Source organism: Nonomuraea zeae (genome assembly GCF_005889725.1).
In the GTDB taxonomy this organism is placed as follows: Bacteria; Actinomycetota; Actinomycetes; order Streptosporangiales; family Streptosporangiaceae; genus Nonomuraea; species Nonomuraea zeae.
Genome location: NZ_VCKX01000167.1, coordinates 1 through 26,782, shown reverse-complemented (window position 1 = coordinate 26,782; position 26,782 = coordinate 1). Strand labels below are relative to the sequence as shown.

Annotated in this window: 23 protein-coding genes; 8 read left to right on the top strand and 15 right to left on the bottom strand. The window is 70.9% G+C overall.

All coding sequences use genetic code 11. The annotated features are described in order from the left end of the window. The coding region (locus tag ETD85_RS39040; protein ID WP_138694856.1) for an ADP-ribosylglycohydrolase family protein at positions 1-782 on the bottom strand (782 nt) is incomplete at its 3' end. Positions 783-855: 73 nt separating this feature from the next. Between ETD85_RS39040 and ETD85_RS39035 the strand changes: the two genes are divergently transcribed. Continuing rightward, a complete protein-coding gene (locus ETD85_RS39035) occupies positions 856-2,778 on the top strand; it encodes a Xaa-Pro dipeptidyl-peptidase (RefSeq protein ID WP_138694855.1) in 1,923 nt (640 codons plus the stop codon). A gap of 38 nt (positions 2,779-2,816) precedes the next feature. Here ETD85_RS39035 and ETD85_RS39030 read toward each other — a convergent pair whose 3' ends face one another. The 5 genes from ETD85_RS39030 to ETD85_RS39020 all read right to left on the bottom strand — a co-directional run bounded on the left by ETD85_RS39030 (position 2,817) and on the right by ETD85_RS39020 (position 8,445). After that, positions 2,817-4,574, bottom strand: coding sequence for a hypothetical protein (locus ETD85_RS39030; protein ID WP_138694854.1), 1,758 nt, complete (start codon positions 4,572-4,574; stop codon positions 2,817-2,819). Between the two features lie 73 nt (positions 4,575-4,647). Beyond that, complete coding sequence (locus ETD85_RS63590) at positions 4,648-5,814, bottom strand: FAD-dependent oxidoreductase (RefSeq protein WP_170247081.1); 1,167 nt, start codon at positions 5,812-5,814, stop codon at positions 4,648-4,650. Next, the gene (locus ETD85_RS63585) at positions 5,811-6,557 is read right to left on the bottom strand and encodes a maleate cis-trans isomerase family protein (RefSeq protein ID WP_170247080.1); all 747 of its coding nucleotides are present in this window, start codon (positions 6,555-6,557) and stop codon (positions 5,811-5,813) included. Before ETD85_RS63585 ends, ETD85_RS63590 begins: the two co-directional genes overlap by 4 nt. Positions 6,558-6,629: 72 nt before the next feature. Next, positions 6,630-6,845 (bottom strand): hypothetical protein, encoded by a 216-nt coding sequence (locus tag ETD85_RS63580; RefSeq protein ID WP_170247079.1) that lies wholly within the window; start codon positions 6,843-6,845, stop codon positions 6,630-6,632. Between the two features lie 814 nt (positions 6,846-7,659). Beyond that, the gene (locus ETD85_RS39020; RefSeq protein ID WP_138694853.1) at positions 7,660-8,445 is read right to left on the bottom strand and encodes a hypothetical protein; all 786 of its coding nucleotides are present in this window, start codon (positions 8,443-8,445) and stop codon (positions 7,660-7,662) included. Between the two features lie 222 nt (positions 8,446-8,667). On the opposite strand from ETD85_RS39020, the gene ETD85_RS39015 reads away from it, so the two are divergent. Continuing rightward, complete coding sequence (locus ETD85_RS39015; protein WP_138694852.1) at positions 8,668-9,924, top strand: helix-turn-helix domain-containing protein; 1,257 nt, start codon at positions 8,668-8,670, stop codon at positions 9,922-9,924. A gap of 182 nt (positions 9,925-10,106) precedes the next feature. Further along, entirely contained in the window at positions 10,107-10,940 is an 834-nt protein-coding gene (locus tag ETD85_RS39010; RefSeq protein WP_338087212.1) for an SAM-dependent methyltransferase, read from the top strand. A 178-nt stretch (positions 10,941-11,118) separates the two neighbouring features. Here the strand turns inward: ETD85_RS39010 and ETD85_RS39005 are convergent, their stop codons facing one another. After that, positions 11,119-11,937, bottom strand: a complete 819-nt coding sequence (locus tag ETD85_RS39005; protein WP_138694851.1) for a DUF4253 domain-containing protein — start codon at positions 11,935-11,937, stop codon at positions 11,119-11,121. Positions 11,938-12,066: 129 nt separating this feature from the next. Between ETD85_RS39005 and ETD85_RS39000 the strand changes: the two genes are divergently transcribed. Then, positions 12,067-12,645, top strand: coding sequence for an HAD family hydrolase (locus ETD85_RS39000; protein ID WP_138694850.1), 579 nt, complete (start codon positions 12,067-12,069; stop codon positions 12,643-12,645). A gap of 1 nt (position 12,646) precedes the next feature. Here the strand turns inward: ETD85_RS39000 and ETD85_RS38995 are convergent, their stop codons facing one another. After that, positions 12,647-13,297 (bottom strand): TenA family protein, encoded by a 651-nt coding sequence (locus ETD85_RS38995; protein ID WP_138694849.1) that lies wholly within the window; start codon positions 13,295-13,297, stop codon positions 12,647-12,649. Positions 13,298-13,464: 167 nt separating this feature from the next. After that, positions 13,465-14,493, bottom strand: a complete 1,029-nt coding sequence (locus ETD85_RS38990) for a TIGR03118 family protein (RefSeq protein WP_170247078.1) — start codon at positions 14,491-14,493, stop codon at positions 13,465-13,467. Between the two features lie 229 nt (positions 14,494-14,722). Between ETD85_RS38990 and ppgK the strand changes: the two genes are divergently transcribed. Together ppgK and hrpA are read left to right on the top strand one after the other, a co-directional pair. Further along, a complete protein-coding gene (gene ppgK, locus ETD85_RS38985; RefSeq protein WP_138694847.1) occupies positions 14,723-15,445 on the top strand; it encodes a polyphosphate--glucose phosphotransferase in 723 nt (240 codons plus the stop codon). A gap of 187 nt (positions 15,446-15,632) precedes the next feature. After that, complete coding sequence (gene hrpA / locus ETD85_RS38980) at positions 15,633-19,502, top strand: ATP-dependent RNA helicase HrpA (protein ID WP_138694846.1); 3,870 nt, start codon at positions 15,633-15,635, stop codon at positions 19,500-19,502. Between the two features lie 476 nt (positions 19,503-19,978). Here the strand turns inward: hrpA and ETD85_RS38975 are convergent, their stop codons facing one another. Beyond that, positions 19,979-20,227, bottom strand: a complete 249-nt coding sequence (locus ETD85_RS38975; protein WP_138694845.1) for a Uma2 family endonuclease — start codon at positions 20,225-20,227, stop codon at positions 19,979-19,981. A gap of 490 nt (positions 20,228-20,717) precedes the next feature. Between ETD85_RS38975 and ETD85_RS38970 the strand changes: the two genes are divergently transcribed. Beyond that, on the top strand, positions 20,718-21,371 hold the full coding sequence (locus ETD85_RS38970) for an HAD family hydrolase (RefSeq protein ID WP_138694844.1): 654 nt from the start codon (positions 20,718-20,720) through the stop codon (positions 21,369-21,371). Here ETD85_RS38970 and ETD85_RS38965 read toward each other — a convergent pair. The 5 genes from ETD85_RS38965 to ETD85_RS38945 all read right to left on the bottom strand — a co-directional run bounded on the left by ETD85_RS38965 (position 21,364) and on the right by ETD85_RS38945 (position 26,120). After that, complete coding sequence (locus ETD85_RS38965; protein ID WP_240779713.1) at positions 21,364-21,687, bottom strand: DUF5709 domain-containing protein; 324 nt, start codon at positions 21,685-21,687, stop codon at positions 21,364-21,366. The genes ETD85_RS38970 and ETD85_RS38965 overlap by 8 nt on opposite strands. A gap of 103 nt (positions 21,688-21,790) precedes the next feature. After that, positions 21,791-23,344 carry a gamma-glutamyltransferase family protein gene (locus ETD85_RS38960; protein ID WP_138694843.1) on the bottom strand — a complete coding sequence of 518 codons (1,554 nt, stop codon included), beginning with the start codon at positions 23,342-23,344 and terminating at the stop codon, positions 21,791-21,793. 40 nt (positions 23,345-23,384) lie between these two features. After that, positions 23,385-23,756, bottom strand: coding sequence for a MerR family transcriptional regulator (locus ETD85_RS38955; RefSeq protein WP_138694842.1), 372 nt, complete (start codon positions 23,754-23,756; stop codon positions 23,385-23,387). A 58-nt stretch (positions 23,757-23,814) separates the two neighbouring features. After that, the gene (locus ETD85_RS38950) at positions 23,815-24,258 is read right to left on the bottom strand and encodes an Hsp20/alpha crystallin family protein (protein WP_138694841.1); all 444 of its coding nucleotides are present in this window, start codon (positions 24,256-24,258) and stop codon (positions 23,815-23,817) included. A 128-nt stretch (positions 24,259-24,386) separates the two neighbouring features. Further along, a complete protein-coding gene (locus ETD85_RS38945; RefSeq protein ID WP_240779712.1) occupies positions 24,387-26,120 on the bottom strand; it encodes an ABC transporter ATP-binding protein in 1,734 nt (577 codons plus the stop codon). Between the two features lie 71 nt (positions 26,121-26,191). Here ETD85_RS38945 and ETD85_RS38940 point away from each other — a divergent pair, with 71 nt between their 5' ends. Next, positions 26,192-26,704, top strand: a complete 513-nt coding sequence (locus ETD85_RS38940; RefSeq protein ID WP_240779711.1) for a MarR family winged helix-turn-helix transcriptional regulator — start codon at positions 26,192-26,194, stop codon at positions 26,702-26,704. The last annotated feature ends 78 nt before the right edge of the window (positions 26,705-26,782 follow it).

Here is a 26,782-nt window from a genome sequence, read left to right as displayed (position 1 = left end):
CCCAGCGACTCCACCCCCTCCGGCGTGTGCTCGCCGCCCGCCGCGAGGGCCAGCGCCGCGCGCAGGGCCGCCGTGGTCTCCTCGTGCGCCGGGTAGCCGGCCAGCAGGCTCAGGGCCTGGTGGACGGCGGTGGCCAGCGTCTCGCCGGCCATCAGGCGCGCGACGATCGCCGCGAACGCGCCCGCCGCCAGGTAGCCGGTCGGGTGCCCGTGGGTGATCTGCGCGCACGCCGCGGCCAGCTCGAACGCCTCCCGGGCCTCCGTCGTGACCAGGCCGAACGGGGCCGAGCGCATGACCGTGCCGCACCCCTTCGAGTCCGGGTTCACCGGCCCGGGCTCGCCCAGCGGGGACGGGCCGGGGAAGTGCCGGTGCAGCCCCGACAGGCAGGCGTTGCCCGGCGCCCTCCTGGAGTACAGCCAGCCCTCCTCCCGCAGCGCACCCGTGCGGTGGGGGCGGTCGGCGGGCGGGGGCTCGTGGTGGTCCTGCGTGTCCAGCCAGCGCAGGTACGCCTCCCGCACCGCCGTGACGGCACCGCTGCCGGGGACGTCGAGCAGGCCGGCGGCGCGGGCGCGGAGGAGACCCTCGACCGTGAAGAGGGTCATCTGGGTGTCGTCCGTGATCAGCGCCGATTTACCTCGCCAATTCGTGACATATCCGGAGATGCCGTCCAGGCCGTGATCCCGGCGGATCTCCCGCAACGACTGGAACTCGATCGGCGCCCCCAGCGCGTCCCCGACCGCCCCGCCCAGCAGGCAGCCCCGAACTCTCTCGTGAACATCCATGCCCTGGATCTTGCCAGCTCCCAGGCCGTCTGAGAGATTGCGGTTTGTTCCGTCGACTGCACGGAGGTCACGCGTGCCACAATTACGCCCGACCCTCGTCGCCATCGCCCTCACCCTGGCGATCGCGACCCCGGCCCAAGCCTCGGCCGGGCCGGCCATCACCGTTGAGAACGGCCGTACGCAGCCGGTCTTCTCGTACGCGGAGGCGATCCGCGAGCACGTGTACGTCGAGTCCACCGTCGACAGCGACCTGGACGGCAGGCTCGACAAGGTACGCGTGGACATCATCAGGCCCAAGGAGTCCGGCCCGGGGCTCAAGGTGCCAGTGATCATCGATGAGAGTCCGTATTACGACAACTCGGGCCGCGGCAACGAGTCGGAACGGAAAATATACGACGCCGCCGGAAATGTCGCGAAATTCCCGCTGTTCTACGACAACTACTTCGTCCCGCGCGGCTACGCCGTCCTCAACGTCGACATGCTCGGCACCACCAGGTCAGAAGGCTGCCCCGACATCGGCGGCAAGGCGGACGTCCTCGGCGGCAAAGCCGTCATCGACTGGCTGAACGGCCGCGCCAAGGCCGTCAAGCCCGACGGCACCCCCGCCGTGGCCGACTGGACCACCGGCAAGTCCGCCATGATCGGCAAGTCGTACGACGGCACGCTCGCCAACGCGGTCGCCGCCACCGGGGTCGAGGGCCTCAAGACGATCGTCCCGATCTCGGCCATCAGCTCCTGGTACAAGTACCAGCGCTCCAACGGCGTGATCTACAACTACGACTACGCCTCCTGGCTGGCGAACTACGTCGACACCGACCCCGAGCCCAAGTGCCAGCCCGTACGCGACAGGATGGACGCCGAGGACGGCGACGACACGGGCAACTACAACCCGTTCTGGGCCGAACGCGACTACATCGGCGGCCTGCTCGGCGACGTCTCCAAGGTCAAGGCCAGCGTCTTCGTCATCCACACGGTCAACGACCTCAACGTCAAGCCCGACAACTTCTCCACCTGGTGGAAGGCCCTGGCCGACCGGAACGTGCCGCGCAAGATCTGGGTCGGCCAGACCCAGCACGTGGACCCGTTCGACTTCGAGGGCCGCAGGGACCTGTGGGTGGACACCCTGCACCGCTGGTTCGACCACTGGCTGCACGGCGTGCGCAACGGGATCACCCAGGAGCCCCGTGCGGACGTCGAGATCGGCCCGGCGCGGTGGATCACCCAGCGCGACTGGCCCGCGCCGTTCGCGCTCAAGGCGTCGCTGCGCCCCGCGGCCGACGGCAGCCTCGGGCTCAAGCCCGCCGCCAGGAACAGCACCGCCTCCTTCACCGACCTCGCCCTGAGCGAGACCGACATGGTGGCGGACGTCGGCACGGCCAACCCCGGACGGGTGGCGTTCACCACGGGCGCGCTCCCGCTGAACCTGCGGCTGTCCGGCACGCCCACCGCCGACCTGCGGGTCAAGCTGGACCGGCCCACCGCCAACCTGACCGCCCTGCTCGTCGACTTCGGCGAGAGCACCCGCGTCGACTGGCGGCGCGGCCAGGGCATCACCACCCTGACCGAGGAGGACTGCCACGGCGAGAGCACCGCGGCCGACGACGCCTGCTACCGGAAGGTCGTCACGAACGTGGCCACCCGCCCGCTGGAGATCGTCGCCCGCGGCTGGATCGACGTGCAGAACCGCGGCTCGCTCAGCCAGAGCACGCCGCTGCCCCCGGGGACGTACGGCACGGTCAAGTGGCTGACGCTGCCGCAGGACTACACGTTCCAGAAGGGCCACCGGATCGGCCTCGTGATCGCCGGCACCGACGCCACGTACACCTCGGAGGAGGGCACCGGCGCGACCGTGACCGTCGATCTGGCGAGGAGCAGCGTCGTCGTGCCGTTCGTGCTGGGGACGCCGCTGGCGGACGTGCCCAAGGACACGGCCGGGTTCCGCGGGCCTGAGCGGCTCGACCTGCCGCAGCCCGAGCCCGAGTTCCAGTTCTTCTGACCGTTCGCGGCCTTGGGCTCGTCCGAGCCCAAGGCCCCTCACTCGCAGTTGCTCCAGTAGACGCCGCGCCGCGCGTCCAGCATCCGCGTGCCCCTGTCCGTGGCGACCGTCCAGGCCACGTTCAGCGTCAGCGTGCCCTTCCCGGCGGTGACGCCGCCGGTCCGGGTGCCGTCGCCGGTGGCCCGGCCCGCCCACCGTACGGTGACCTTGCCCCGCTGCACGCTCGGCCGGGCGGCGCAGCCGGGCCGGGAGACGGGCACGCGCACCTTGACCGTCGTGCCGGACACGGCGATGCCGTCCGTGCCGGTGGCTGAGGTGATCTGGCAGCGTCCCGTGCACGCCAGCGAGAACGACCCGGTACGCGCCGAGCCCAGCCACAGCGCCGACGGCGCCAGCCGGGCCACCGGGGCCGCCGGTCTGGGCAGCTCGGCCTTCCTGGCCACGCTCGTCAGGTTCGATCCCGCGGCGGTGGTGGCCGCGGCCACCCAGCGTGAGGGCTCCTCCAGCAGCACGCTCGTCTCCGACGCGGCCTTGGTGAGCGCGGCCGGGTGCTGGCGGGCGTTCATGACGGCCCAAACCAGGCCCGCCACCAGCAGTCCCACACCCACGATCAGCCCGAGCCTGGCCACCGCCCTGATCGGCGCCCCGGCCTCGGGGTCGTCGTCCTCCGGCCGGTCCCGCCAGAACTGCTGCCACTGAGCGCCGTCGCCCTGGAGCTGGTCCAGGCCGTAGGTGTCGGCGCCCAGCGTGATCCCGCCGTAGCGGATGATCGCCCCGTTGCTGTGCGAGCCGTTGCTGGAGCCCTTGACGACGGCGCTGTAGACGAGCTTGTCGCCGTACTGGGCGGGGCTCGCGCCGCGGAAGGCCCGCGTGCGGCTGGGCGGGGTGAACGGGTGCCGCCCGCGCACGGCCGGAGCCGGCGGGGGCTCCTGGTCGGCGGCAGCCGCGCCCGCCGCCGACCAGGGCTTTCCCGCGGTCGCCGTCGTGGGGCCGGCGACCGGGGCGGACGGCGTGGCGTCGGCGTCCTGGGGCGCGGGCGCCGAGCCCTGCTCCACCAGAGTGCGCGCCTGCACGGGGAAGCCGTCTGCTCGCCAGACGGGCCCGTCTCCAGGCAGCGGCTGCGCCGACGCCAGCCGGTTGGGAAGTGTTCCGGGCAGTGTCGCGATCGGCAGGCGGCGCAGCAGCGCGGCCGCCGACACGGTCCTGGGCGCGGCCTGGCAGCTCGCGCAGGACTGGATGTGCCGGCCGATCCTGGCCCTGGCCCGCCTACCGGGAGCCGTGACCCATTCCGCCACGCGGGCCGTCAGATCGGGGCAGCCGTCGGGGTTGCGCGCGGCGATGATCGCGGCGAACCACTCCTCCAGGCCGGCGGCCGCCTCGGCGACGATGGCGTGCACCTCGGCCAGGTCCAGCTCGAAGACCGCGGCCAGCTCCGCGTCCGCCAGGCCGTGGCGTACGGACAGGTCGAGCAGCTCGCGCTGCGGGCGGTCCAGGGACAGCAGCGCCTCGGGCAGCAGCTCCGACATGCGCCCGGGGCGCGACCAGGAGCCGATGCTCGCGGGCTTGGCGGCGACCGCGCGATGCGCGCGGGCCACCGCGTACAGCCAGGACCGCCGCAGGGCGGGATCATGCACCCGCTCCGCGTACATGTACGCCGTCAGCACCGTGCCGGCGACCGCCTGCTCGGCCTCGCCGGCGGCGAGCTCGGTGCGGCAGTAGTCGTAGAGGCGGGCTCCGTGCTTGTCACACAGGTCGCGAATGGCTTGGCGAGCGTCATCAGACAGGGTTCGCCACATCCGGCGTCACACCTCCTCCAGTCAGTACGCGGCTCCGGGTCGGTACGCGGGACACGCTCCTCACGGCGGCATGTCAGGTCTTCCCCGGCACGGTGTCCAGCAGCGAGGCCTGGGCCAGGTAGGCCCGGGTCGCGTCCGGGTCGCCCGCGATGGCCCGCAGCCCGGCCATGGCCGCCGCGAGCCTGGCGCTGTCGCGCTCGCGCACGCCCACCAGCCGCGTCTCGCCGCGCGGGATCACCCGCTGCAGCAGCACCGAGCGCCGCCGCCAGGCCCACGCCTCCAGCGCGGCCGGCGGGGCGAAGCCGCCGATCACGGCGGCGATCACCTGGCCGACCTCGACGGCGTCGTGGATGCCCGCGTTCATGTTGAGCCCGCCGACCGTCGAGGTCAGGTGCGCCGCGTCGCCCACGAACAGCACCCGCCCGCACCGGTACGAGGTCAGCACCCCTCTGGACAGGCCGAACCGGTCGGCCCCCGTCACGTGGATGGGCTCGCGGGCCCCGGGCAGCGCCCTGCGGACCAGCAGGGACAGGTTCGACGTGGACAGCGGCTCGTGCGAGTCGCAGGGGATCTTGAAGATGATCCGCCAGTGGTCGGGCAGCGCGAGCAGGGTGCACGACTGCTGCACGTCCCGTACGTACGTGAGCGGCGCCAGGCTCGGCAGCAGGCGGTCGAGCGGCGAGTCGCTGAAGACCCGCAGCGCCTGCGTCGGATAGGCGGACCTGGGGAACGGCAGGCCGAGCGAGCCCCGTACCGTGCTGTGCGCGCCGTCGGCGGCGATCATGTACCGGGCCCGCGTCCAGGTGTGGCCGACGCGGACCCGGATCCCTGTGCCGCCTTCCGCCACGCCGTCCACGTGCGTGCCGAACCGCACGTCCACGTCCGGGTAGGCGCTGAGGGCGGCCAGCAGCAGCGGGGTGAGCGAAGCCTGGTCGGCGTGGATCCGGAACGGATGCTTGGTCAGGCCGTCCAGCCGGTCCATGCCCATCTCGGCCAGCACGATGCCCGACCTGTCGCGCCACTGCACCCGATCGACGACGCGGCCCTTGGCGACGAGCCTGGAGGCCACGCCGAGGTCGTCGAGCAGGTCGAGCGTGGCCGGGTGGAAGGTACAGGCCCTGGGCAGCCTGCTGAGCTCGTTCTCGCGCTCCAGCACGGTGACCGGGATGCCCGCCCTGGCCAGCGACAGCGCCGCGGTCAGACCGGCGGGTCCGGCTCCGACGACGATGACGCCGTTCATGCCGCACCTCCCACGTGCGCCCCCCTCGGGGCCCTCATGTAGCGGCGGTAGGGCACGCGGCTGAGTGTCAGGTGCCGGCCCGTGGCCCGGGACAGCGCCCACCAGGCGGTGCACAGGTTCGAGGTCAGCAGGACGCGGTCGTTGCCGGTGCTCAGCGGGCCGAGCACGGGAAGGGTGGCCATGCCGGTGCCGGTGAACAGCAGCACCGCGTCGGCCGGCAGCTCGGCCAGCTCGACCTGGGTGATCAGCTCGGACGGGGTGACCGCGTAGGAGGAGTAGCCGTCCTTGGCGCGTACCTGCACCACCTGGGTGACGTTCAGGCCCGCGCTCTTCCAGAACCGCTCGGCCAGCTCGGTCAGCCAGGGCTCGTAGGGCGAGACCAGGACGATGTCGTTCACCCCGTTCTGTTCCATCGCCTCGCGGGTGGCCAGCGTGGCGGAGGCGAACGGCACCCCGGTCGCGGTGGTCAGGTCGGCGCACTGGCCGCGATCCTCGTCGGGGCCGATCAGGTAGCGGGGCTCGCTGCAGGCCATGACCATCGCGTTCAGCGGCAGGCCGTCGAACGCCCAGACCAGGTCGGGCAGCGCCTCGTTGTAACTCTCCAGCCGTCCGGCCAGCGGTCCCGGCCGTACGGGGAAGCGGGTGACGTGCATGTCGGCGCGTGAGCCGAGCAGACGGGTCAGCTCGGGCTCCGCCGACGGGTTCGCGGGCGCGACGATCACGCCCACCCTGCCGCGGCTCATGGCACACCCCCGTTACGTGCGGGTGCGAGGACGGTGCGCATTGGGGTTCCCCTCCTGGGAGAGAAGGCGTGGTCAGGACGCGCGGTGCCGCGGCGCCTGGTCGATCTCGGGACTGGCCTGCACGGACACCCGCCGGATGCGGCGCATCCTGTGCACGGTCCGCGCGGGCTCTGCCGGCGGCGGGACGTCGTCCTGGTCCTCGCCCCAGGACGGCGGCGGCGTGCCGGGCCTCTGGCCGCGCGCGTGGACTTCGTGTGGTCGGTACCGGAGCAGATCGTCGGTGAGCATGGGCACGCTCCTGGTCATCGCGGGTTGGTGACTCCATGGGTGAACAGAACGGGCGTGTTGCGGCGCGCCGGCGCCTTCCCGGCCTGACGCGGGAAGCTGCCGGAGCTGGGGGCGCGGCCCGGCGAGGGGCCGGCGAAGCGTCGCCGGCCCCTCTTCCGCCGCGCGTGGAGATCGATGGCCGCAGATCGATGGCCGGTCTCACGTCCCGACGCCCCGGCGACCCGCACCAGCGCCGTGGCGGCGAGCAGAACGGCGGTCGGCGAAAAGGCCGGCTGCACGTGGTTCGCCCCATGGCGGCCGGTACGGTGACCGGCCGCGGAGGCGTACGTGTCCGCATGATCCAGCGGACGTGGAGGAAGCCGACCCCAGACGCTACCCCTTGAGATGGCCAGCACGCCAGCCGCTACCGTGCAGGCCAACAGCACCGGGCCGACGGATGTCGGCACGTGCCGAACGGTGCCGGGGGGATGGGGAAGCGCCGGGGCCAGCAGCGTCGGCGCTGCCGTCAATCCTGCGCAGGGGTCGAACGGGTCGCGCCGGCCGGGCCCGGCCGGTGACCACCCGTCCTTTGACTGCAGCACCAGCGTCCCACCGCCCGCGCGCACGCCGCAGAGCGTGCGCGAGACGGGGAACATCTTCGCGGCGACCGTTTTCCGACCAGAGCCCTGACCAGGCCGCTCCCTCCGCAGAGCCTGCCGGGGCGCGGTCGTGATGACCGTCGCCGCGCCCAGGCAGTGGAGGGCCGGGCCGGGCGTGAGCACGCTCGGCCCGCCTGGCGGGATCGCCAGGCGCCCGGAGAGGAGTCTGGGTGTCATCATGTCGTCCGCGTGCTCGTGGTCACGTTGTTGGGGACGCTGACGCAGACCATGCGCTCCGTCAGCCCTGCCCGCGGTCCCGCCGTACGCGACGGCACCGCCCGTGACTTGTCCGCACGGGACTGGCCCGTACGGGATGGGTCCGCGCCCGTGGAGACCGGTCCCGCACCACCGGCCACCGTACGAGCGACTTTCGAGGCGAGCGAGAGATGCTCGCCACATCGACGGCTCACCTTGGCCTCCAGCCCGGCCACCTGGGCCAGCCTGAGCCGCAGCGGCTCCAGAGACGATCTGCGCTCCAGCCCGTCGAGATCGGCCAGCCGGGCGGGCCAGCGCAGCGCGTCGCCACAGCGAGCCTCCACCTCGGCGGGGAGCTCCTCGATCGGGAACCCCTCGTGACACAGCCGGGTGGAGAGCATGACGGCCGTGAACGCCGTCTTGTCGAAGTCGGCCAGCCGGCCCGTCAGGGCCGCGCTCAGCATCCTGGCGCGGTGGCTCAGGCAGACCGCACTCCACCCGAGCAACAGCAGCCGATCAGGCCCCGTCTCCGTGTGCCACCCGGCCAGCCGCAGCTCGCGCGCCATCCGGTGGTAGAACCGCCAGCGGTGACCGGGGTCGTCCAGCCATACCTGGAGACCGCCGAGTGGCAGGCCGGCGACGTGTACGCCGGCACCCGCCACCGGCCCCGCCACCCGCGCGCAGACGCGCTGGACCACCTGCTCCTGCCCGTGGTACGCCGGATCTTCGAGGAACCGGGAACTGATGTCCGCGGAATCCATGGTCACGTCCGGCCACCTCCTCGTCGGAGAACTCTCCTGAACCCCTCGACTGTTAAGTCTCAGTTACCACACGCTCTGATAGTCCGCTGACGGCTAGGGCTATGTCAACTGACAGTTTCCGCATAAGTTGATACCTGCCTGCGTGGCAGAGCTTGCCCGCATGGCAGGGGACAGTGGGGCCCGAGTCCCTTACGCTGGAAAAGTTCACGGGCGGTAGGGAGGTGTGCCGTGGCGAACTTCGCCGAGCGGCTCGATCTCGCGCTGACCAAGCGCGGTTTCACCGGCGCGCAGGTCGCCTCCACGCTGACGGAGGCGGGCATCCCCATCACCCGTGCCTACGTCAGCCAGTTGCGCACGGGCAAGCAGACCAACCCGACGCTCCAGGTGCTCAGAGCCCTGGCCTCCTGCCTGCAGGTGAGCGTGGGCTGGCTGGTCGGCGACGACCATCTGGAGTCGGGCGCCGTGGAGGATCTGCAACTGCGGGCCGCCACCATCGGCCTGTCCGCCTCAGGGCTGTCGGAGAGCTCGCTGGCCGTGCTGCGCGGCGTGGTCGAGCTCGCCCGCAAGGCCGAGGGCCTGCCCGAGGAGCCCGAGCCCACCTCCGACATCCCCGACGCGGCCGCGCCGCTGAGCGGGCCGCAGCGCCGGGCGCTCGGCAAGCGGCTGCACGGCCTGCGGCTGGCCGCCCAGTTCTCCGTGGAGCAGGTCGAGACGGCCATCGGCAGGGGGGCCGCCGCGATCCCCGCCATCGAGGAGGGCCGGCTCGCCCCCGCGCCCATCACCGTCGAGCGCCTGCTCACCGTCTACGGCGTCGCCGTCCCGCCCATCCGCGAATACGTGCTGTCGCTGGCCAGGGGCGAGCGCGAGGCCGCCTGGTACGACGCGCACTCGGTGCCGGTCTGGCTGGCCACCGCCTACGCGCTCGAACAGCGCGCCACGGTGATCCGTACGTATCACACCCAGTTCGTGCCGCCGCTGCTGCAGACCGAGGAATACGCCAGGGCCGCCATCGCGGTGGCCGGGCCCGCGACCCTCGGGCAGCAGACCGTCGAGGAGGCGCTGGCCCTGGTGATGGCCCGCCAGGAGGCCCTGGCGCGCGACGGCGGGATCGTGGTGTGGGCGGTGATCGACGAGAGCGTCCTGCTGCGCTCGATCGTCGGGCAGCACGTCCAGCTCCGCCAGCTCGACATGCTGATCGACCACGCCAAGCGGCCCAACGTCTCGCTGCACGTCGTGCCGATGGACGACCCCGCCTACGTGCCGCGCACCGGCCCGTTCACGCTCTGGCGCTTCGCCGAGGCGTTCGAGCCCGACATCGCGTGCGCCCACGGCATCGAGTCGGAGGAGCTGATCACCGACACCGCGGCGGTGGAGGCGTACCACCAGGCGTTCACGAAGCTGTCGGTGACGACCACCACGCGCGACGAGACGTTCGAGGTGTTGAATTTCCATCGCGAAAGGATTTCGCGTTCGCTCGGAAAATGATCTGTTTCCTGGATGGAAGATCATTACGCATAGCCGAGGTTACTCACATATACCGAAAACTAATGGGTTTTCCGGTTGTCTTCCTCGGTGTAGCGAGGATCATATGTTCTGGGTCATCGAGTGGGGTCCGTAAGGATCAGCTTTTCCCGAGATAGTGGGCGAGGGGAAAGGGGCAACACTCAATGCGTCAGCGTGCCATCCGAAACTTGGCGAAGCTGGACATGACCCAAGCGAGGATCACCCGCATTCTCGATGCGGCTGCGGGTGGAAAGAACAATTTCGTGGCGGACCGAGAAGTCGTGCGCCGCTACGATCAGGCAGCTCCCGTCACGACGACCGCCGCGCGGGCCGTGCTCCACTATTTGTGCCGCGTCGTCCGTCACCTGGCGACCGAGGGTGTGGACCAGTTCGTGATCGTCGGGAGCGGAGTCCCCAGCGGCCTGCCGGCGGGCCGGCAGTTGCACGACGTGGCCAGGGACGCCCTGCGCGCCTCCGCGCCCCGCGTCGTGTACGTGGAGAGCGACCCGATGGTGCTGGCCGGAGCGAGGGCCACGATCGAGCCCGTCACCGACCTCGTACGTGTCGTAGAGGGCGACATACGCGAGATCGACGACGTCCTCGACGACCGGGTCGTGCAGACGTTCCTCGACTGGGACCGGCCCATGGCCGTGCTGCTGCTGTCGACCCACAGCCTGAACGACGACGAGTACTTCCACTACGTGATCAAGCGGATCCGGCAGGTGGTGCCTGAACGGAGCTACCTGTCCCTGCTGCAGACCACGTTCGACGGGATCCCGCCGGAGCTGCTGTCCGCCATTCACGACCTGGTGGCGATGACGCTCCCCGGGCACGCGATTCGCACCTGGGAGGAGGTCAAGGCGTTGCTCGACGGTCTGGTGCTGGTGGAGCCGGGGCTGGTGTGGGTCCCGGAATGGCGGCCCGACGGTCACGAGCTCGCCTGCTTCGAGCAGCCGAGCTCGTCGGGCAGCTATGGCGCCGTGGCGCGCATCCCGTGAAACCCCGCGCGCCCCGGTCGCGATCAAGGGCTCGGCCGATCCGCCTGGCCGGGCCCTGGGCGGCCGCAAGCATGCCGCCGCCGGGCCCAGTCCCGCCGGGCCCAGTCCCGCCGGGCCCAGTCCCGCCGGGCCCAGCCCTGCCGGGCCCAGTCCTGCTGGGGGCTCAGCCCCGCCGGGCTCAGTCCCACCAGAACGACCACGCGTGCACGCCCATGATCTGCTCGGCGTAGCTCTGCAGGTCGCCGGGACCCTGGACGACGTTGTCCGGGCAGAAGGCCCAGTGCTCGGCGGCCACGTGCAGCGCGTGCTCGGGATCGACCGGCGGCCCGGCCACGCTCAGGTCCAGCGTGTTGAACCCGACGCTCACCACCCGCGCCCCGAACCGGTCCTCCCAGCTGCGCACCACCGCCGCCATGGGCACCATCCAGTCGTTGTGGTGCAGCGCGCCCTGCCAGCCCATGACCGCCAGCGCGTCCGCGCTCCGTGAGGCGGCGACCAGGCCGAGCGGCATGGCCTTGGCGGCCAGCTCGCCCGCCAGCCAGTCGGCGACCGCCTCAGGCTCGGCCTTCAGCACCCCGGGCGGTGCCGGGCCCGGGCAGAGGGCGCCGTACGGCTCCAGCTCCTCCAGCGCGTCCGGCGGCATCTGCGACACCCACTCCTGCCACACCTCGGTCATGAACCCCTCGGCGGTGAAGTGGTCGATCTGGCGGGGATCGTCCGGCACGATCTGGCCGATGGCCCAGGGTTGCGCCGATTCGTCCAGCAGCACCGGCCACAGGCCGCTGTGGGGGTGCCAGGAGCGCAGCCGCGCCCAGTCCTCGCCGGCCGCCGGCTCGTCGCTCATCCAGAACGCCGGCCTGGCCGCCTCGCCCTGCCGCGTGTAGCCCGGATCGGGCCAGACCACGTCGCCAGGTGGCAGCCCCGCAGGCAGCCGGCGCCCCCTGCCGCCGTCGGCGAACAGCTGGCACAGCTCGCGTGGCAGCTGGTGATCTTCCATGCCCTACCGTTCCGATACCGAATCCTGTCTCGGAGATGGTAGTGCCGCCGGTCGCCCCCGTACCTGGGGCGGGGCGGGAAAATCCGGCGGCGGCGACGACGGCGGGCTCACCCGGCACAATGGGGAGCTGTGATCCCCTTTGACGCGGTTCTCTCAGACTTCGACGGCGTGCTGCGCCAGTTCGACCACGCCGCCCAGGCCGACATCGAGGCCCGCTACGGCCTGCCGCTGATGAAGACGGCCTTCGACCCCGAGCTGATCATGCCGCCGACGCTTGGACTGGTCACCGAGGAGCAGTGGGCCGAGTCGATCACCGCCGCGCTGGGCGGCGACGAGCGGGCGCGCGCGGCCGTGGACGAGTTCCTGCGGGTGCGGTTCTGGGTGGACGAGGAAGTCAGGGCGCTGCTGGCCAAGGCGCAGCAGCACGTCCCCGTGATCATCGTGACCAACGCGATGGACACGCTGGAGCGCCACATGGACGAGCTGGGGCTCACCTACTTCGCCGACGACGTGGTCAGCAGCGCCAGGGTCGGCGTGGCCAAGCCCGACAGAAGGATCTACGAGATCGCCGCCGAGCGGGCCGGGGTCGCCGCCGAGCGCTGCCTGTTCATCGACGACCGGCTGCCGAACGTGGAGGCCGCCAGGGCGCTCGGCATGACGGGGCTGCACTTCCGTACGTTCGGCGACCTGGCGGCGGTGCTCGGGTGACTCAGGCCGGGGCGCGGGCCATGTCGAAGAAGTCCCGCTCCAGCTCCACCGCCAGGCGGAACACCTGGAGGACCTCCTCCCGCCGCTCCTCGTCAAGCCCGGCGCCCAGCCGGTCGAGCTCGCCGCGCAGGAAGGCCACCCAGGCGCGGAACTCCGCGCCCTCGTGCAGCTCGATCCACTCCCGGTGGACGAAGCTCTCCGGCAGCGGCTCCTCGGCCCGCGAGGCCCAGCCCAGGTAGCACCACTCGGCCACGCAGAGCACGGCGACGATCAGCACGTAGTCCTGAGCCACCCGCACCTCGGCCATGAGCTGCTTGAAGGCCGCCGTCACCGGCTCGGGCTCGGCGTCGGTCCGCCCGCCCAGCTCGGCCAGCGCCCGGTGGAAGTACGTCTTCTCCTCGGTGGTCGCCACCTGGCCGAGGAACTTCCCGTACGGGACCCGCGCCTCGAACGTGTCGGCCCTGGCCACGGCCGCCCCGAGCAGGGCCGTGAAGGAGTCCACGAACTGGAAGTCCTGCTCCAGGTAGCGCCGCATCTCCTCGTCGCCCGCCGAGCCCGTCGTGATCGCCATGGCGAAGGGGTGGGTCACCACCGCTGTCCACTCGGGCTCGCACTGCTGCCTGAGCCACTCGCTGAAGCCTCGTTCACTCACGATCCCGACTGTAGACGGGGACCGATCACGCGTACCGGATCAGGGGGTCGTTTCCGGCGCGGCTCGCGCCGGCCGCGCCGGAAACGTCATAGGACCGCCGCCCCCGGCCGTGCTCGGCGAGCTGCGCTTCTCGCCTTGGCGGGGGGCGGCGGCGCGAGAGCGCCTGGTCAGTACCCGCCGTAGGGATTCTGGGAGGGCTGGGTAGGGGCGCTCGTCTTGTGGCCGGAGTGATCCGTCGGGCTGCTCGACGGTGCCGGGGTGCCGGCCGAGCTCACCTTCGTTCCTTGCGGGGCGATCACGCCGATCAGGCCGTGCTTGGTGCCGTCGATGCCGGCGGAGAACCACAGGGAGCTCTCGCCGCCGGTGGCCGCGGTGCCGGGCTCGAGGTCCCAGAGGCCGGGCAGCACGATCGGCCGGCCGTCGGCCGAGCGCAGCGAGCCCAGGTGACGGCCGCGCTTGTAGGCGTGCACGGTGCCGTCGCCGAAGTTGCCGACCAGCAGCGCGCCCGCGTACTGGCCCCAGCCCTTGGGCGCGGCGGTCAGGCCCCAGGGGGCGTTGAGCCCGACCCTGGAGATGCGGCCGGTGAGCCGCCCCTCGGCGTTGAACCGGCTCACGAAGCCCTTGCCGGCGCCGAAGACGGGCTTGCCGGTGGACTGGTCGCGCAGGGCGTAGGCGACCCAGATGTTGCCGTTGGCGACGGCGACGTTGTAGGCCTTGTACGTCGAGGGGATGGCCGTGTCCCTGAACTGCCAGCGAGCCAGCCTGATGCGCTGGAAGTCCTCGTCGAAGGCGTGGATGCGCCCGCTGGCGAAGTCGGCGGCCAGCAGGAAGGCTCCGTCGTCCGTCTCGACCAGCTCGAGTCCCTTGTAGTCAGCGCCGCGGGTGAACGCCGCGATGATCGCGTTGGCCGGATCAGCCTCGGCGTTCCAGCCGCTGATGGCGCCGCTCGGGCTGGAGAAGATGAACGTGGCGGGCTTGCCCTTGACGGTGAAGCCATCGCCGGGGTTGAACACCTGGCCTGTCGGGGCTCCGCCCGGGATGGCCACTTCGGTCTGCTCCTTCTTTCCCGTGCCGGAGTAGACGGTGGCACTGCCGGTTCCGGTGTTCGACACCCACAGAGTCTTGCCCATGGCCAGGCCCCACGGGTTGACGACCTTGGGGTCGGTGACCGGGGCTTTGCCCTTGATGTCCGACACAAGGTTGATGACGTCGAAACGAGTCCTGGTGGTGGCGTGTGCGGGAGTGGTGAGAGTCGCTCCCAAAACGACCGCAACAGCGCAGAGTGTGATGATGCGTGGCCGCATCCGTTGCCTCCTAGTTAGCGCTTGTGACGCGAGATACGCGGAGGGCGTGGAGCGGGTTCAGTTGGGTCCGGAAATATCGGCGAGGGAGTTTTTTCGCGCCCTGTGGGGGAGAAGCAGAATCATGAAAGTGTTGGGCATCGATATCGGCGGCTCCGGGATCAAGGGAGCCCCCGTCGACACCAAGATCGGCGAGCTGACAGAGGAACGCCTGCGGATCGAGACGCCGCAGCCGTCCAAACCCGATGAGGTGGCCGAGGTGGTGGCCGCCATCGTGCGGCACTTCGGCTGGAACGGTCCGGTCGGGGTGACCTTTCCCGGCGTCGTGGTGGACGGGGTGGTGATGACGGCCGCGAACGTGCACCACTCCTGGGTCGGGGTGAACGCGGTCAAGCTGTTCGGCGGGGCGACGGTCCTGAACGACGCCGACGCGGCGGGGACGGCCGAAATGACCTTCGGGCACGGCCGGGACCGGAAGGGGACGGTGCTCATCCTGACGTTCGGCACGGGAATCGGCAGCGCTCTGTTCGTGGACGGGAAGCTGGTGCCCAACACCGAGCTGGGGCACCTGCAGATCCGGGGCAAGGACGCCGAGCACCGGGCCTCGGCGCGGGCTCGCGAGGAGCACGAGCTGAGCTGGGACAAGTGGGCGGGGCACGTGGAGGAATACCTGCGCCACGTCGAGATGCTGTTCTCGCCGGCGCTGATCGTGGTGGGCGGGGGCGTGAGCAAGAAGGCCGACAAGTTCCTGCCGCACGTCCACATCGACACGCCGGTGGTGCCGGCCGGCCTGCAGAACGAGGCCGGCATCATCGGGGCCGCCTGCGCCGCCGCCACCCGCGCCTGACGCCCCCGCCCGTCTCCGGCGTCTCTGCCTGTCCTGGGCGTCCCTTATGACGCTGTACGGCCCCGGTGACCCGGCCGCCCCGGCCCTGCGCCGGGGCCGGGGATATTGGGATGCGCGCGAGCGGCGCGATCAGGCACCATGGGCCGTTGGCTCCGAGGCCGCGGGGCTCAAATATCCTGAAAGCAGTATGGGAACGCCTTCGTTGTCTTCTCCGCTCGCCGAGCTCCAGTCTCGCCTGCCCGACCTCATGCCACGCGACCAGCGGCGCCTGCGCCGCAGGCTCGACGGCATGCGCCGGGTGCGCTCGCGCGACGCCCGCGACAAGATCGTCGCGGAGATCCTCGCCGACGTGGAGCGTGCCGAGCAGCGGCTGGCCCGCCGCCGCGAAGCCGTACCAGAGGTGAAATATCCGGAAAACCTGCCCGTCTCCCAGCGTAAGGACGACATCCTCGCGGCCATCCGCGACCACCAGGTCGTGATCGTCGCGGGCGAGACGGGCTCCGGCAAGACCACCCAGATCCCCAAGATCTGCCTGGAGCTGGGGCGCGGCGTACGCGGGCTGATCGGCCACACCCAGCCCCGCCGCATCGCCGCCCGCACGGTCGCCGAGCGCATCGCCGAGGAGCTCGGCACCGACCTCGGCCAGGTGGTCGGCTACAAAGTGCGCTTCACCGACCAGGCCGGCGAGCGCACCCTGGTCAAGCTGATGACCGACGGCATCCTGCTGGCCGAGCTGCAGAACGACCGCATGCTCGACCAGTACGACACCCTGATCATCGACGAGGCCCACGAGCGCAGCCTCAACATCGACTTCATCCTCGGCTACCTCAAACAGCTCCTGCCCAAGCGCCCCGACCTCAAGGTCATCATCACCAGCGCCACGATCGACCCCGAGCGGTTCTCGCGCCACTTCGACGACGCGCCGATCGTCGAGGTCTCCGGCCGCACCTACCCGGTCGAGGTCCGCTACCGGCCGCTGGAGGAGGACGACGACCAGACGCAGGGCATCGTGGACGCCTGCAGGGAGCTGATCGGCGAGGGGCCCGGCGACATCCTGGTGTTCCTGTCGGGCGAGCGGGAGATCCGCGACGCCGCCGACGCCCTGGCCAAGGCCGAGTTCCGCAACACCGAGATCCTGCCTCTCTACGCCCGGCTGAGCGCCGCCGAGCAGCACCGCGTCTTCCAGCGTCACACCGGCCGCCGCGTCGTCCTGGCCACCAACGTGGCCGAGACCTCGCTCACGGTTCCCGGCATCAAATACGTCGTCGATCCCGGGTTCGCGCGCATCTCCCGCTACAGCCACCGCACCAAGGTGCAGCGCCTGCCGATCGAGCCCATCTCGCAGGCCAGCGCCAACCAGCGCAAGGGCCGCTCGGGCCGCACCTCCGACGGCATCTGCATCAGGCTCTACGAGGAAGAGGACTTCCTCAACCGGCCCGAGTTCACCGACCCGGAGATCCTGCGGACCAACCTGGCCTCGGTCATCCTGCAGATGACCTCGATCGGGCTGGGCGACATCGAGGCGTTCCCGTTCGTCGAGCCGCCGGACCGCCGCCAGGTGAAGGACGGCGTGAGCCTGCTGCACGAGCTGGGCGCGTTCGACGCCCAGAGCAGGCTGACCGGCATCGGCCGCAAGCTGGCCGGCCTCCCGGTCGACCCGCGCCTGGGCCGCATGGTGCTGGAGGCCGAGAAGAACGGCTGCCTGCGCGAGGTCATGGTGATCGCCTCCGCCCTGTCCATCCAGGACCCGCGCGAACGTCCATCCGACAAGCAGCAGCAGGCCGACGACAAGCACCGGCGCTTCGCCGATCCCGAGTCCGACTTCATGGCCTACCTCAACGTCTGGAACTACCTGCGCGACAAGCAGAAGGAGCTGTCCTCCAGCGCGTTCAGGCGGCTGTGCAAGGCCGAGTTCCTCAACTACCTGCGCGTCCGCGAGTGGCAGGACATCTACAGCCAGCTCCGCCAGTCGCTCGGGGCGCAGCCCAACAGCCAGCCCGCGCAGCCGTACCACGTGCACGTGTCCCTGCTCGTCGGGCTCCTGTCGCACATCGGCGTGAAGGACGTCGTGGAGAAGCGCGGCTCCGACGGCCGCAGGCCGATCCAGGAGTACATCGGCGCCCGCAACGCCCGCTTCGCCGTCTTCCCCGGCTCGACGCTGGCCAAGAAGCAGCCGCAGTGGGTCATGTCAGCCGAGCTCGTCGAGACCTCCCGCCTGTGGGCGCGGGTCAACGCCAAGATCGAGCCCGACTGGGTCGAGCCCCTCGCCCAGCACCTGGTCAAACGCACCTACTCCGAGCCGCACTGGGAGAAGAACCAGGGCGCGGTGATCGCGTTGGAGAAGGTCACCCTCTACGGCGTGCCGCTCGTCGTCGGCCGCAAGGTCAACTACGGCCGGATCGACCCCGACCTGTCGCGGGAGCTGTTCATCAGGCACGCGCTGGTCGAGGGCGACTGGGACACCCACCACCGCTTCCTGAAGGACAACCGCCGGCTCCTCGAAGAGGTCGAGGAGCTGGAAAACCGGGCCCGCCGCCGCGACATCATGGTGGACGACGAGGCCCTGTTCGACTTCTACGACCGGCGGGTGCCCGCCGACGTGGTCTCGGCCCGGCACTTCGACTCGTGGTGGAAGCAGGCCAGGCAGGAGCAGCCGGAGCTGCTCGCGTTCTCGCCGGAGATGCTGGTCAACGAGGGCGCCGACGTCAGCGCCCACGACTACCCCGACGCCTGGCGGCAGCTCGGCCAGCGGATGAAACTGACCTACCAGTTCGAGCCCGGCGCGGACGCCGACGGCGTGACCGTGCACGTGCCGCTCCAGGTGCTCAACCAGGTCAACTCCGACGGCTTCGACTGGCAGATCCCCGGCCTGCGCGAGGAGCTGATCACCGCGCTGATCAGGTCGCTGCCGAAGCACCTGCGCCGCAACTTCGTCCCCGCCCCCAACTACGCCAAGCAGGTCCTCGCGGCGGTCCAGCAGGGCGGCGAGCCGCTGCTGGCGGCCGTGGAGCGGGAGCTGCTGCGCCTGACCGGCGTACGCGTGCCGCATGACGCCTGGCAGCTCGACCAGGTGCCCGACCACCTGCGCATCACCTACCGGGTGATCGACGAGCGCAAGCGGACGGTGGCCGAGGACAAAGACCTCGACGCGCTCAAGCGCCGCCTGGCGCCGCGCCTGCGCCAGACGCTGTCCCAGGCGGGCGACGACCTGGAGCAGACCGGCCTGCACACGTGGAGCTTCGGGACCCTGCCCAAGGTCTTCGAGCAGGGCCGGATGAAGGGCTATCCGGCGCTCGTGGACGCGGGTGACTCCGTCTCCATCAAGATCTTCGAAACGCAGGCCGAGCAGCGCCGCTCCCACTGGCCTGGCGTGCGCCGCCTGCTGCTGCTCAACGTCACCAACCCGGCCAAGTCCCTGCTCGGCGGCCTGTCCAACCAGGCCAAGCTGGCGCTGTCACGCAGCCCGCACGGCGGGGCGGTGGCGTTGTTCGACGACGTGGTCAACGCGTCGGTGGACCAGCTCATGCAGGACGTCGGCGGCCCGGCCTGGGACCCGGTCGGCTTCGACCGCCTCTACCAGCACGTGCGGACCGGCCTCTACGACAGGTCGGCGGACGTGCTGGCGAAGGTGGAGCAGATCCTGGTCGTCTGGCACGAGGCGGGGGCCCGCCTGGACGCGCTGCGCGCCGGCGCCTCGACGGACGACGTCCGCGACCAGCTCGGCAAGCTCATCTACCCGGGCTTCGTCACGGCCACCGGCTACCGGCGCCTGTCCGACATCTTGCGATATCTCCGGGCAATCGACCGCCGCCTCAGCAAGCTCCCCGAGGAGCCGTGGCGGGACGAGGAGTGGATGGACCGGGTGCACAAGGTCGAGGACGACTATCACGACGTGCTGCAGAAGCTGCATCCGGCGCGGCGGGGGGACCCGGACGTGGTGGAGATCCGGTGGATGATCGAGGAGCTGCGGGTGAGCTTCTTTGCCCAGACCCTGGGGACGCCGACGCCGGTGTCGGAGAAGCGGATCGCGAAGGCGATGGAGAAGCTCACACCTTGACGAGGTGCGTGACACCCGAGGAGAACGATGGGTCCCCGTGCCATTATCCAAACCGCAGCCGTGGCAGCAGCCGCGCTCACCATGGCCGTCGCCACGCCGTGCACGTGAAGAGCGGTTACTGTCTCGACGGGAGCGCCTCCCAAGGCGTCAACCTCGAAACCTGTAACGGCGGCAAGTACAGCGCTGGTCGTGAGCCTTCCGGCGGCAGTTCCTTGCTGTCCCAGAGCATCACCGTCCGATAGGGGGATGGCGGCCGAACCGAGGCGTCCACGTGTGCTGATCGCGTGGTGTCCCGGGAGAGCTTCGGACGGGCGGCACCAGGGCCTGTTCGTCAGCGGGACGTCGAGAGGGCGACAACGCCCGTGACGACCCGCGTGACAAGATCGTCGGCGTGACGGACGCCCGTCCCGCGCAGCCGTTCGGGGTGACGGACAGGCAGTCCTCCTGGCACCCGGCCGATCTTGTGCGGGGTGCGGTCACACCTTGAAGATGGAGGTGTGGAGCTCGAAGTCGACCGGGGCGGGCAGCTTGATCGGCGTGCCGATGCACTCGGTGGTCATCACCTGATATGCCTCGTCCTTGATCTCGCTGAACACGCTCAAGCTCGGACTCTCGGCGAGCGGATCGATCAGCAGGTAGAGCGGCACTCGGCCCAGCGCGTAAAGGCGCCGCTTGTCCTCGCGGTCGATGCGGACGCTGCTACGTGACACCACTTCGGCAACCATGAGGAGACCGGACGACAGCAGCTCTCCCTTCCCCAGCGCGGACAGTCGGGAGGCGTCAGGACGTAGTCGGGCACGAGAGCGTCCCGAGGGCCTTCAATGCCGATGGTCAGGCCTCCGGGCGCCCCGATCCTGGCAGAGTGGGAGGAGGGCGTTGTACAGGTCTACCGCCATCCAGGTGTGCTCTGGAGTGCCGAGCGGACTCACAATCAGGTTCCCTTCGATGACCTCGGCCCGGAAACCGGGGAGGGGGAGTAGGGCATCGAACAGCTCGCGAGCGGTTTGCGGTGATGGGGGACCGCTCATGCAAGTCGATTCCGTGTCGTGCTCTTTTTGCATCATGGCGACCATGAAATCTATCCCTTCGTGTTCGAATGGGCACGCTGAGTATGTCGTCGTCCGCGACGGGCTGCCGTCACGAGCGGTGGGCGGATCGTCCCACGTCGATCACGTGGAAAAATCACCTTTGTACCGGAATCGTGCAGGGGGATTGATGATCAAGGCCGTGGTGTTCGACGTCGGCGAGACGCTCATCGACGAGACGCGCATCTGGTCGCGCTGGGCCGACCGGCTCGGCGTGAGCAGGTTCGTGCTGATGGGCGCGCTCGGCGGCATGGCCGCGCTGGACCGGTCCCACCAGGAGGCCTTCGAGCTCGTACGCCCCGGTTTCGACCTGCGCGAGGAAGAGGCCTCCTGGGAGCGCGACGACCCCGGCGGCCTGCGTAACCACTTCGACGCCGACGACCTCTACCCCGACGTGCGCGACGCCCTGGCCGCCCTCCGCGCCGCCGGGTACCAGGTGATCATCGCCGGCAACCAGCCGAGACGGGCCTACGACGCGCTGGTCGCCATGGACCTGCCCGCCGACTCCGTGCACACCTCCGAGGGCTGGGGCGTGTCCAAGCCGGAGCCCGGGTTCTTCGCCAAGGTGGCCGCGGTCTCGGGGCGTGCGCCCGCCGAGATCCTCTACGTCGGCGACCGGCTCGACAACGACGTGCTGCCCGCCGCCGCGGCCGGCATGCGCACCGCGCTGCTGCGCCGCGGCCCGTGGGGCTACCTGCACGCGGAACGCCCGCAGGCCGGGGCCGCCGACCTGATCGCCGACGACCTGAACGCGCTGCTGCCGGCCCTGCCGCGCCTTACGTGAGGTTCTCCTCGGGGTCGATGCGGACGGCGCGCTCCTCCGCCGACAGGTCGTCGCTGTCGTCGCCCCAGTCCACACCGATCTCCTCGCCCTCCGTGTCGGGCTCCAGGCCCTCGTCCGGCTGCGTCAGCCGGTGCTTGGGCCGGGGCTCGTGGAGCCGCTCAGGGGCCTCCCGCCGCAGTCGCTCGTCGAGGGTGTCCCTGTGCTGCGGGTCATCCTCGGCGACCTCATGAGTGAAACCGAGATCATCGGTCCACTCCGCGACCTCGATCTCCTGCTCGTCGCTCATGCCGTATCGGTTCGGAGGTGTTTCGGTCATATTTGCCCCCTACCCAGGGATCGGCCCGGAATCCTCCTTCTTGGCGCGCTCAGGGCGTGCGCCTGCTCTTCCTTGTCCGTCCGTGACCTCCCCGAGGGGCGCGTCAGAGCCCGATCGCCGATCCCACCAGGGACCGCGGATCGGCGGCCCCCGCCAGCATCCCGCCGGCGCGTACGTCGATCAGATGCGCGTGCCCGAACGAGCTCCCGTACGGCAGCGCCGCCACCCGGTGCCCCAGCGCCGCCAGGCCGTCGGACCAGGTCGAGCCCTCCTCCAGGTCGATGACCGCGTCGTCGGGCGCGTCCCAGGTGTCGAACCCGGTCCCGCCGGTGCCCAGCCGCCAGCGCGGCGCCGCGATCGCCGCACCCGGCTCCTCCCCGTGCCGGAGCAGCCGGGTGATCACCTGTAGCAGGATCTGCGGCTGCGCGTCGCCGCCCATCGTGCCCACGACCGTGCGCAGGGTGCCGTCGGGCCGGGTGATCAGCGCCGGCGTCAGCGTGTGGGGCGGCCGCCGCCCTGGCCCGTATTCGGCGGGATGGCCGGGCTTGAGCGAGAAGCCGATGCCGCGGTTGTGGAGATTGATCCCGGTGCGGGGCTCGAACAGCATGCTGCCGAACCCGGACGCGTTCGACTGGATGAGCGAGACGCCCATGCCGTCGCCGTCCACCGCGCACAGGTAGGTCGTGTCGCCCTGCCGGGCCGGCGCGCGCAGCCGGAGCCGGGCGGCGGGGTCGATCAGCGCCCGCCGCCGCGCGATCTCGGCGGCTTCGAGCAGGTCCTTGGCCTCCTCGTGCAGCACGTCGAGCCGGTCGTGCCCGGCGACCCTGGCGGCCTCGGCCAGCAGGTGGGCCCAGGCGGGATGACGCGGGGAGCGGGGCAGGTCGAGCCCGTCGACGATGCCGAGCGACATCAGCAGCAGGTAGCCCTGGGAGTTGGGCGGCATCGACCAGACGTCGTGGCCGAACGCGCGCATCCTGAGCGGCTCAGCCCAGTCGGCGCCCGGCCTGGCGAGGTCGGCCTCGGTGTATTCGCCGCTCCCGAGCTCGATCAGGCCCCGCCCGAACTCGCCCAGGTAGAAGGCGTCCCTGCCGCCCTCGGCCACCGCCTGGAGCGCGCGGGCCACGCCGGGCCTGGTCACGCGATCGCCCGCGGCGCGTACGGAGGCGAAGTCGCCGCCACCGGGCCGCTTGGCCGCCGTCCGCGCGCCCTGCACCATGAGCGGCGAGGCGGGGAACCCGTCGCGGGCCAGCCTGATCGCGGGCCTGAGCAGCTCCGTCATGGTCAGGCGGCCGTGCCTGGCGTGCAGCGCGTGCCAGCCGTCCACGCAGCCCGGCACCGGCACGGACCTGATGTCGTGCAGGTGCGGCATGCGGACGTGGCCCTCCGCGCGCAGCCTGGCGGGGTCGGCGCCGGAGCCCGCCCTGCCGGAGGCGTTCAGCGCCGTCACGCCCTTGCCCGCGCCACCGTCGTGGACGAGGGCGAACAGGTCGCCGCCCAGGCCGCACAGATGCGGGGCGACGACGGAGAGGACGGCGTTGGCGGCGATGGCCGCGTCGGCGGCCGACCCGCCGCGGTCCAGCATCGTCAGCCCGGCCGCGGATGCCAGGTGGTCGACGCTGCACACCATGCCCGCGGGCGCGTATCTCGTGTTCTGCACGTTCACGAGAGTACGGGCCCGCGGAGGCGGGTACGAGCCGTCACCTCGCGGGCCGCCCCTTCCCGGGCGGTCCCTGCACCCCGTGGCGGCGGGCGGCTGGATCCTCCAGCTCGCGCAGCCGGGCGCGGGCCTCGCCGAGCTCCCTGCGCAGGGCGGCGAGCTCCTGCTCGAGCTCGAGGATGCGGCGGATGGCGATGAGCGTCATCCCCTCGTCGGCCATCCGCGTGACGTGCTGGACGACGAGGATGTCGCGGCGGGAGTAGCGCCGCTGGCCGCCGCTCGACCGGCTCGGGCTGATCACGTCCTGCTGGTCGAGCCGGCGCAGGTACGCCTGCTGGACCTGCAGCATCTCCGCCACCTGCCCGAGGGAGTAGAGAGGGGCGTGCTCGTCGTCGAATGGCAGGTCTCGCATGGTGACCTCCTCGCGGTCTCCGGGGGGCGGACGGAGGCGCCCGCCCCCGGACCGCGGGTCAGGCCCTGATGGCCTTGGCGCCCGAGCGGGAGCTGTCGCGCTGGATCTCCACCTTGCGTGGCTTCGCCCGCTCCAGCACCGGGATGCGGACGGCCAGCACGCCGTTGGCGTAGCTCGCGTCGATCCGCTCGCTGTCGAGGTGCTCGGAGAGGTAGACGCGCCGGGTGAAGGTCCCCATGGGGCGCTCGCGGACGAACTGCCGCTCGTTGTCGCCGATCTCCTCCTCGCGGCGCGCGCTGACGCTGAGGACGCCGCGGTCGATCGTCACCTCGATGGAGTCGGGGTCGATGCCGGGCAGGTCGAAGCGCAGGAGCACGTCGTCGTCGCGGCGCAGCCCGTCCATCGGCATGGCGGCGCCACCGCCGCCGAAGGTCTGGCGGGCCAGACGGTCGAACTGGCGCTCGAACTCCTGGAAGAAGGGGTCGATCGAGGTCAACAGCATTGTCCAAACCTCCTTGGTGCTGGTTGAGCTGGAGCTAACCTCCAACTTGATTTATAGGTTAGCTCCATGCTCATCCGTAGGCAAGCAGGTAAGGCCGATGTGGCCCGCGTGTCAGGTGGCCCGCGAACTCAGACCAGTTCGAGCGGTTCGTCCCGGCTGACCAGGGCCGCGTAGTGGCCCGCGCGGGACATCAGCTCGTCGTGGGTGCCGCGCTCGACGACCTTCCCGTGGTCGAGCACGACGATCTGGTCGGCGTCCCTGACCGTGGACAGGCGGTGCGCGATCGTGATCGTCGTACGCCCCCGCGCCAGCGTGTCCAGCGCCTCCTGCACCGCCCGCTCGGTCTGCGTGTCCAGGGCGCTGGTGGCCTCGTCGAGGATGAGCACCGGAGGGTCGCGCAGCAGCGTACGGGCGATCGCCAGCCGCTGCTTCTCGCCGCCGGAGAACCGGTAGCCGCGCTCGCCCACGAGCGTGTCGTATCCGTCGGGCAGCGCGGCGATGTGGTCGTGGATGCGCGCGGCCCGCGCCGCCGCCGCCAGCTCCTCGTCCGTGGCCGACGGCTTGGCGAAGCGCAGGTTGTCGGCGATCGAGGCGTGGAAGAGGTACGTCTCCTGCGAGACCACCCCCACCGTGTCGCTCAGCGTCTCGAAGGTCAGCTCCCGTACGTCCTGGCCGTCGATCGTCACCCGCCCCTCGTCCACGTCGTAGAGCCGGGGGAGCAGGTAGCTGAGCGTGGTCTTGCCCGAGCCCGTCTCGCCCACGATGGCCAGGCTGGAGCCGGCGGGCACGGTGATGTCCACGCCGGTGAGGGTGGGCGTCTCGGCGTAGGAGAAGCCGACGTTCTCGAAACGGACCTCGCCGCGTACGGCGGAGAGCGTGCGGCTGCCCGGATGGATGTCCACGGGCAGGTCCAGATACTCGAAGATGCGGCCGAACAGCGCGAGCGAGACCTGCACCTCCACGCCGAGCCGCAGCAGCGAGACCGCCGGCCTGAACAGGCTCGTCTGCAAGGTCGTGAACGCCACCAGCGTCCCGACCGAGATCGAGCCGGTGTGGCCGACCGCCCAGTAGATCATCGCGGGCATGGCGGCCATCACGATCTGGATCGACGACTGCCGCCAGCGCCCGGCCATGCTCATGCGCACGCCGAGGTCGGCCAGCTCGTCGGAGGCCCTGCCGAAGCGCGCGGTCAGCTCGGTGGAGCGGCCCATGGTGCGGCCCAGCAGGATGCCGCTGATCGACAGCGACTCCTGGACCATCGCGGAGATCGTGGCGAGCTTGCGCTGCCGGTCGGAGGTGATGCGCTTGCGCTCGGTGCCGACCTTGCGGCTGATCCACACGAACACCGGCAGCGACACGAGCGAGATGACCGTCAGGCGCCAGTCGAGCGCGGCCATCGCCACGACGGTGGCGATCACGGAGGTGAGGTTGGAGATGAAGGACGAGGCGGTCGTGGTCAGCACCGACTGCATGCCGCCGATGTCGTTGGCGATGCGCGACTGCACCTCGCCGGTCTTGGTGCGGGTGAAGAACGCCAGCGACATGCGCTGCAGGTGACCATAGACCGTGAGGCGCAGGTCGTGCATCACCCGCTGGCCCATCGTGGTGGAGACCAGGGTCTGGAGCACGTCGAACACGCTGGTGGCCACCGCGACCAGGATCATGCCGAGTGCCAGGATCGTGAGCAGCCCGGCGTCCCTGGCGGGGATCGCCACGTCCAGCACCTCGCGCAGCAGGAACGGCGAGGCCAGCGAGACCAGCGACGACAGCAGGATGAGCACGGCCACGAGGGTCAGGCGGCCGCGGTAGGGGGTGAACAGTCTGATGATGCGCCCGAGTGGCGCGCGAGGTTCGTCCTCCAAGTGGCGCCTCCTTAACAGATGTCCACTCAAACAGAGGTTAGCTCATATTTGTTCCGGCTAAACTTACTGACATGGAGGACGGTATGGGCGGCCACATCGACGGTGCGGCAGAGGGCACTGCAGAGGGCGCTGCTGGGGGCGCTGCTGGGGGTGCGGCGACCGGCGTCGCCGACAAGGAGCTGGCCGAGCTCCTGCACCTGGTCAGCAAGCGGCTGCGGCATGGATATGTGCGCAGGCTGGTGCCGCTGGAGCTCAATCCCGGCCAGGCGCGGGCGCTGCGGGCCCTGGCCGACGCCGACCGGCCGCTCCGGATGGTGCAGCTCGCCGAGGAGCTGCGGATCGTGCCGCGCTCGCTGACGCCCGTCGTGGACGCGCTGGAGGAGGCGGGGCTGGTGCGCAGGGAGGTCGATCCCGCCAACCGCCGCTCCACGCTGGTCGTGCTCACCCTCGACGGGCAGGCCGCCGCCGATCGGGCCCGCGACGCGCGCATCGAGGCGGGCGAGGATCTGTTCGCGGTGCTGTCGGGGGAGCAGCGGGAGCAGCTGAGGGGGCTGCTGGGGCTGGTGGACGGCCAGTTCAGGTAAGGGACGCCCGGCTGGTGACCTCGGACGGGACAGGTGACCCCGGACCGGGGCAGGGGGCGAGGCGAGGACGAGGGCAGG

Excerpts from the sequence above, each read along its gene's own strand:
- ETD85_RS38950 (WP_138694841.1), bottom strand. The coding sequence starts at position 24,258 with ATGCTGTTGACCTCGATCGACCCCTTCTTCCAGGAGTTCGAGCGCCAG.
- ETD85_RS38955 (WP_138694842.1), bottom strand. The coding sequence starts at position 23,756 with ATGCGAGACCTGCCATTCGACGACGAGCACGCCCCTCTCTACTCCCTC.
- ETD85_RS63580 (WP_170247079.1), bottom strand. The coding sequence starts at position 6,845 with ATGCTCACCGACGATCTGCTCCGGTACCGACCACACGAAGTCCACGCG.
- hrpA (WP_138694846.1), top strand. The coding sequence starts at position 15,633 with ATGGGAACGCCTTCGTTGTCTTCTCCGCTCGCCGAGCTCCAGTCTCGC.
- ETD85_RS38965 (WP_240779713.1), bottom strand. The coding sequence starts at position 21,687 with ATGACCGAAACACCTCCGAACCGATACGGCATGAGCGACGAGCAGGAG.
- ppgK (WP_138694847.1), top strand. The coding sequence starts at position 14,723 with ATGAAAGTGTTGGGCATCGATATCGGCGGCTCCGGGATCAAGGGAGCC.
- ETD85_RS39005 (WP_138694851.1), bottom strand. The coding sequence starts at position 11,937 with ATGGAAGATCACCAGCTGCCACGCGAGCTGTGCCAGCTGTTCGCCGAC.
- ETD85_RS38975 (WP_138694845.1), bottom strand. The coding sequence starts at position 20,227 with ATGGTTGCCGAAGTGGTGTCACGTAGCAGCGTCCGCATCGACCGCGAG.
- ETD85_RS39010 (WP_338087212.1), top strand. The coding sequence starts at position 10,107 with ATGCGTCAGCGTGCCATCCGAAACTTGGCGAAGCTGGACATGACCCAA.
- ETD85_RS63590 (WP_170247081.1), bottom strand. The coding sequence starts at position 5,814 with ATGAACGGCGTCATCGTCGTCGGAGCCGGACCCGCCGGTCTGACCGCG.
- ETD85_RS39030 (WP_138694854.1), bottom strand. The coding sequence starts at position 4,574 with ATGTGGCGAACCCTGTCTGATGACGCTCGCCAAGCCATTCGCGACCTG.
- ETD85_RS63585 (WP_170247080.1), bottom strand. The coding sequence starts at position 6,557 with ATGAGCCGCGGCAGGGTGGGCGTGATCGTCGCGCCCGCGAACCCGTCG.
- ETD85_RS38970 (WP_138694844.1), top strand. The coding sequence starts at position 20,718 with ATGATCAAGGCCGTGGTGTTCGACGTCGGCGAGACGCTCATCGACGAG.
- ETD85_RS38940 (WP_240779711.1), top strand. The coding sequence starts at position 26,192 with ATGGAGGACGGTATGGGCGGCCACATCGACGGTGCGGCAGAGGGCACT.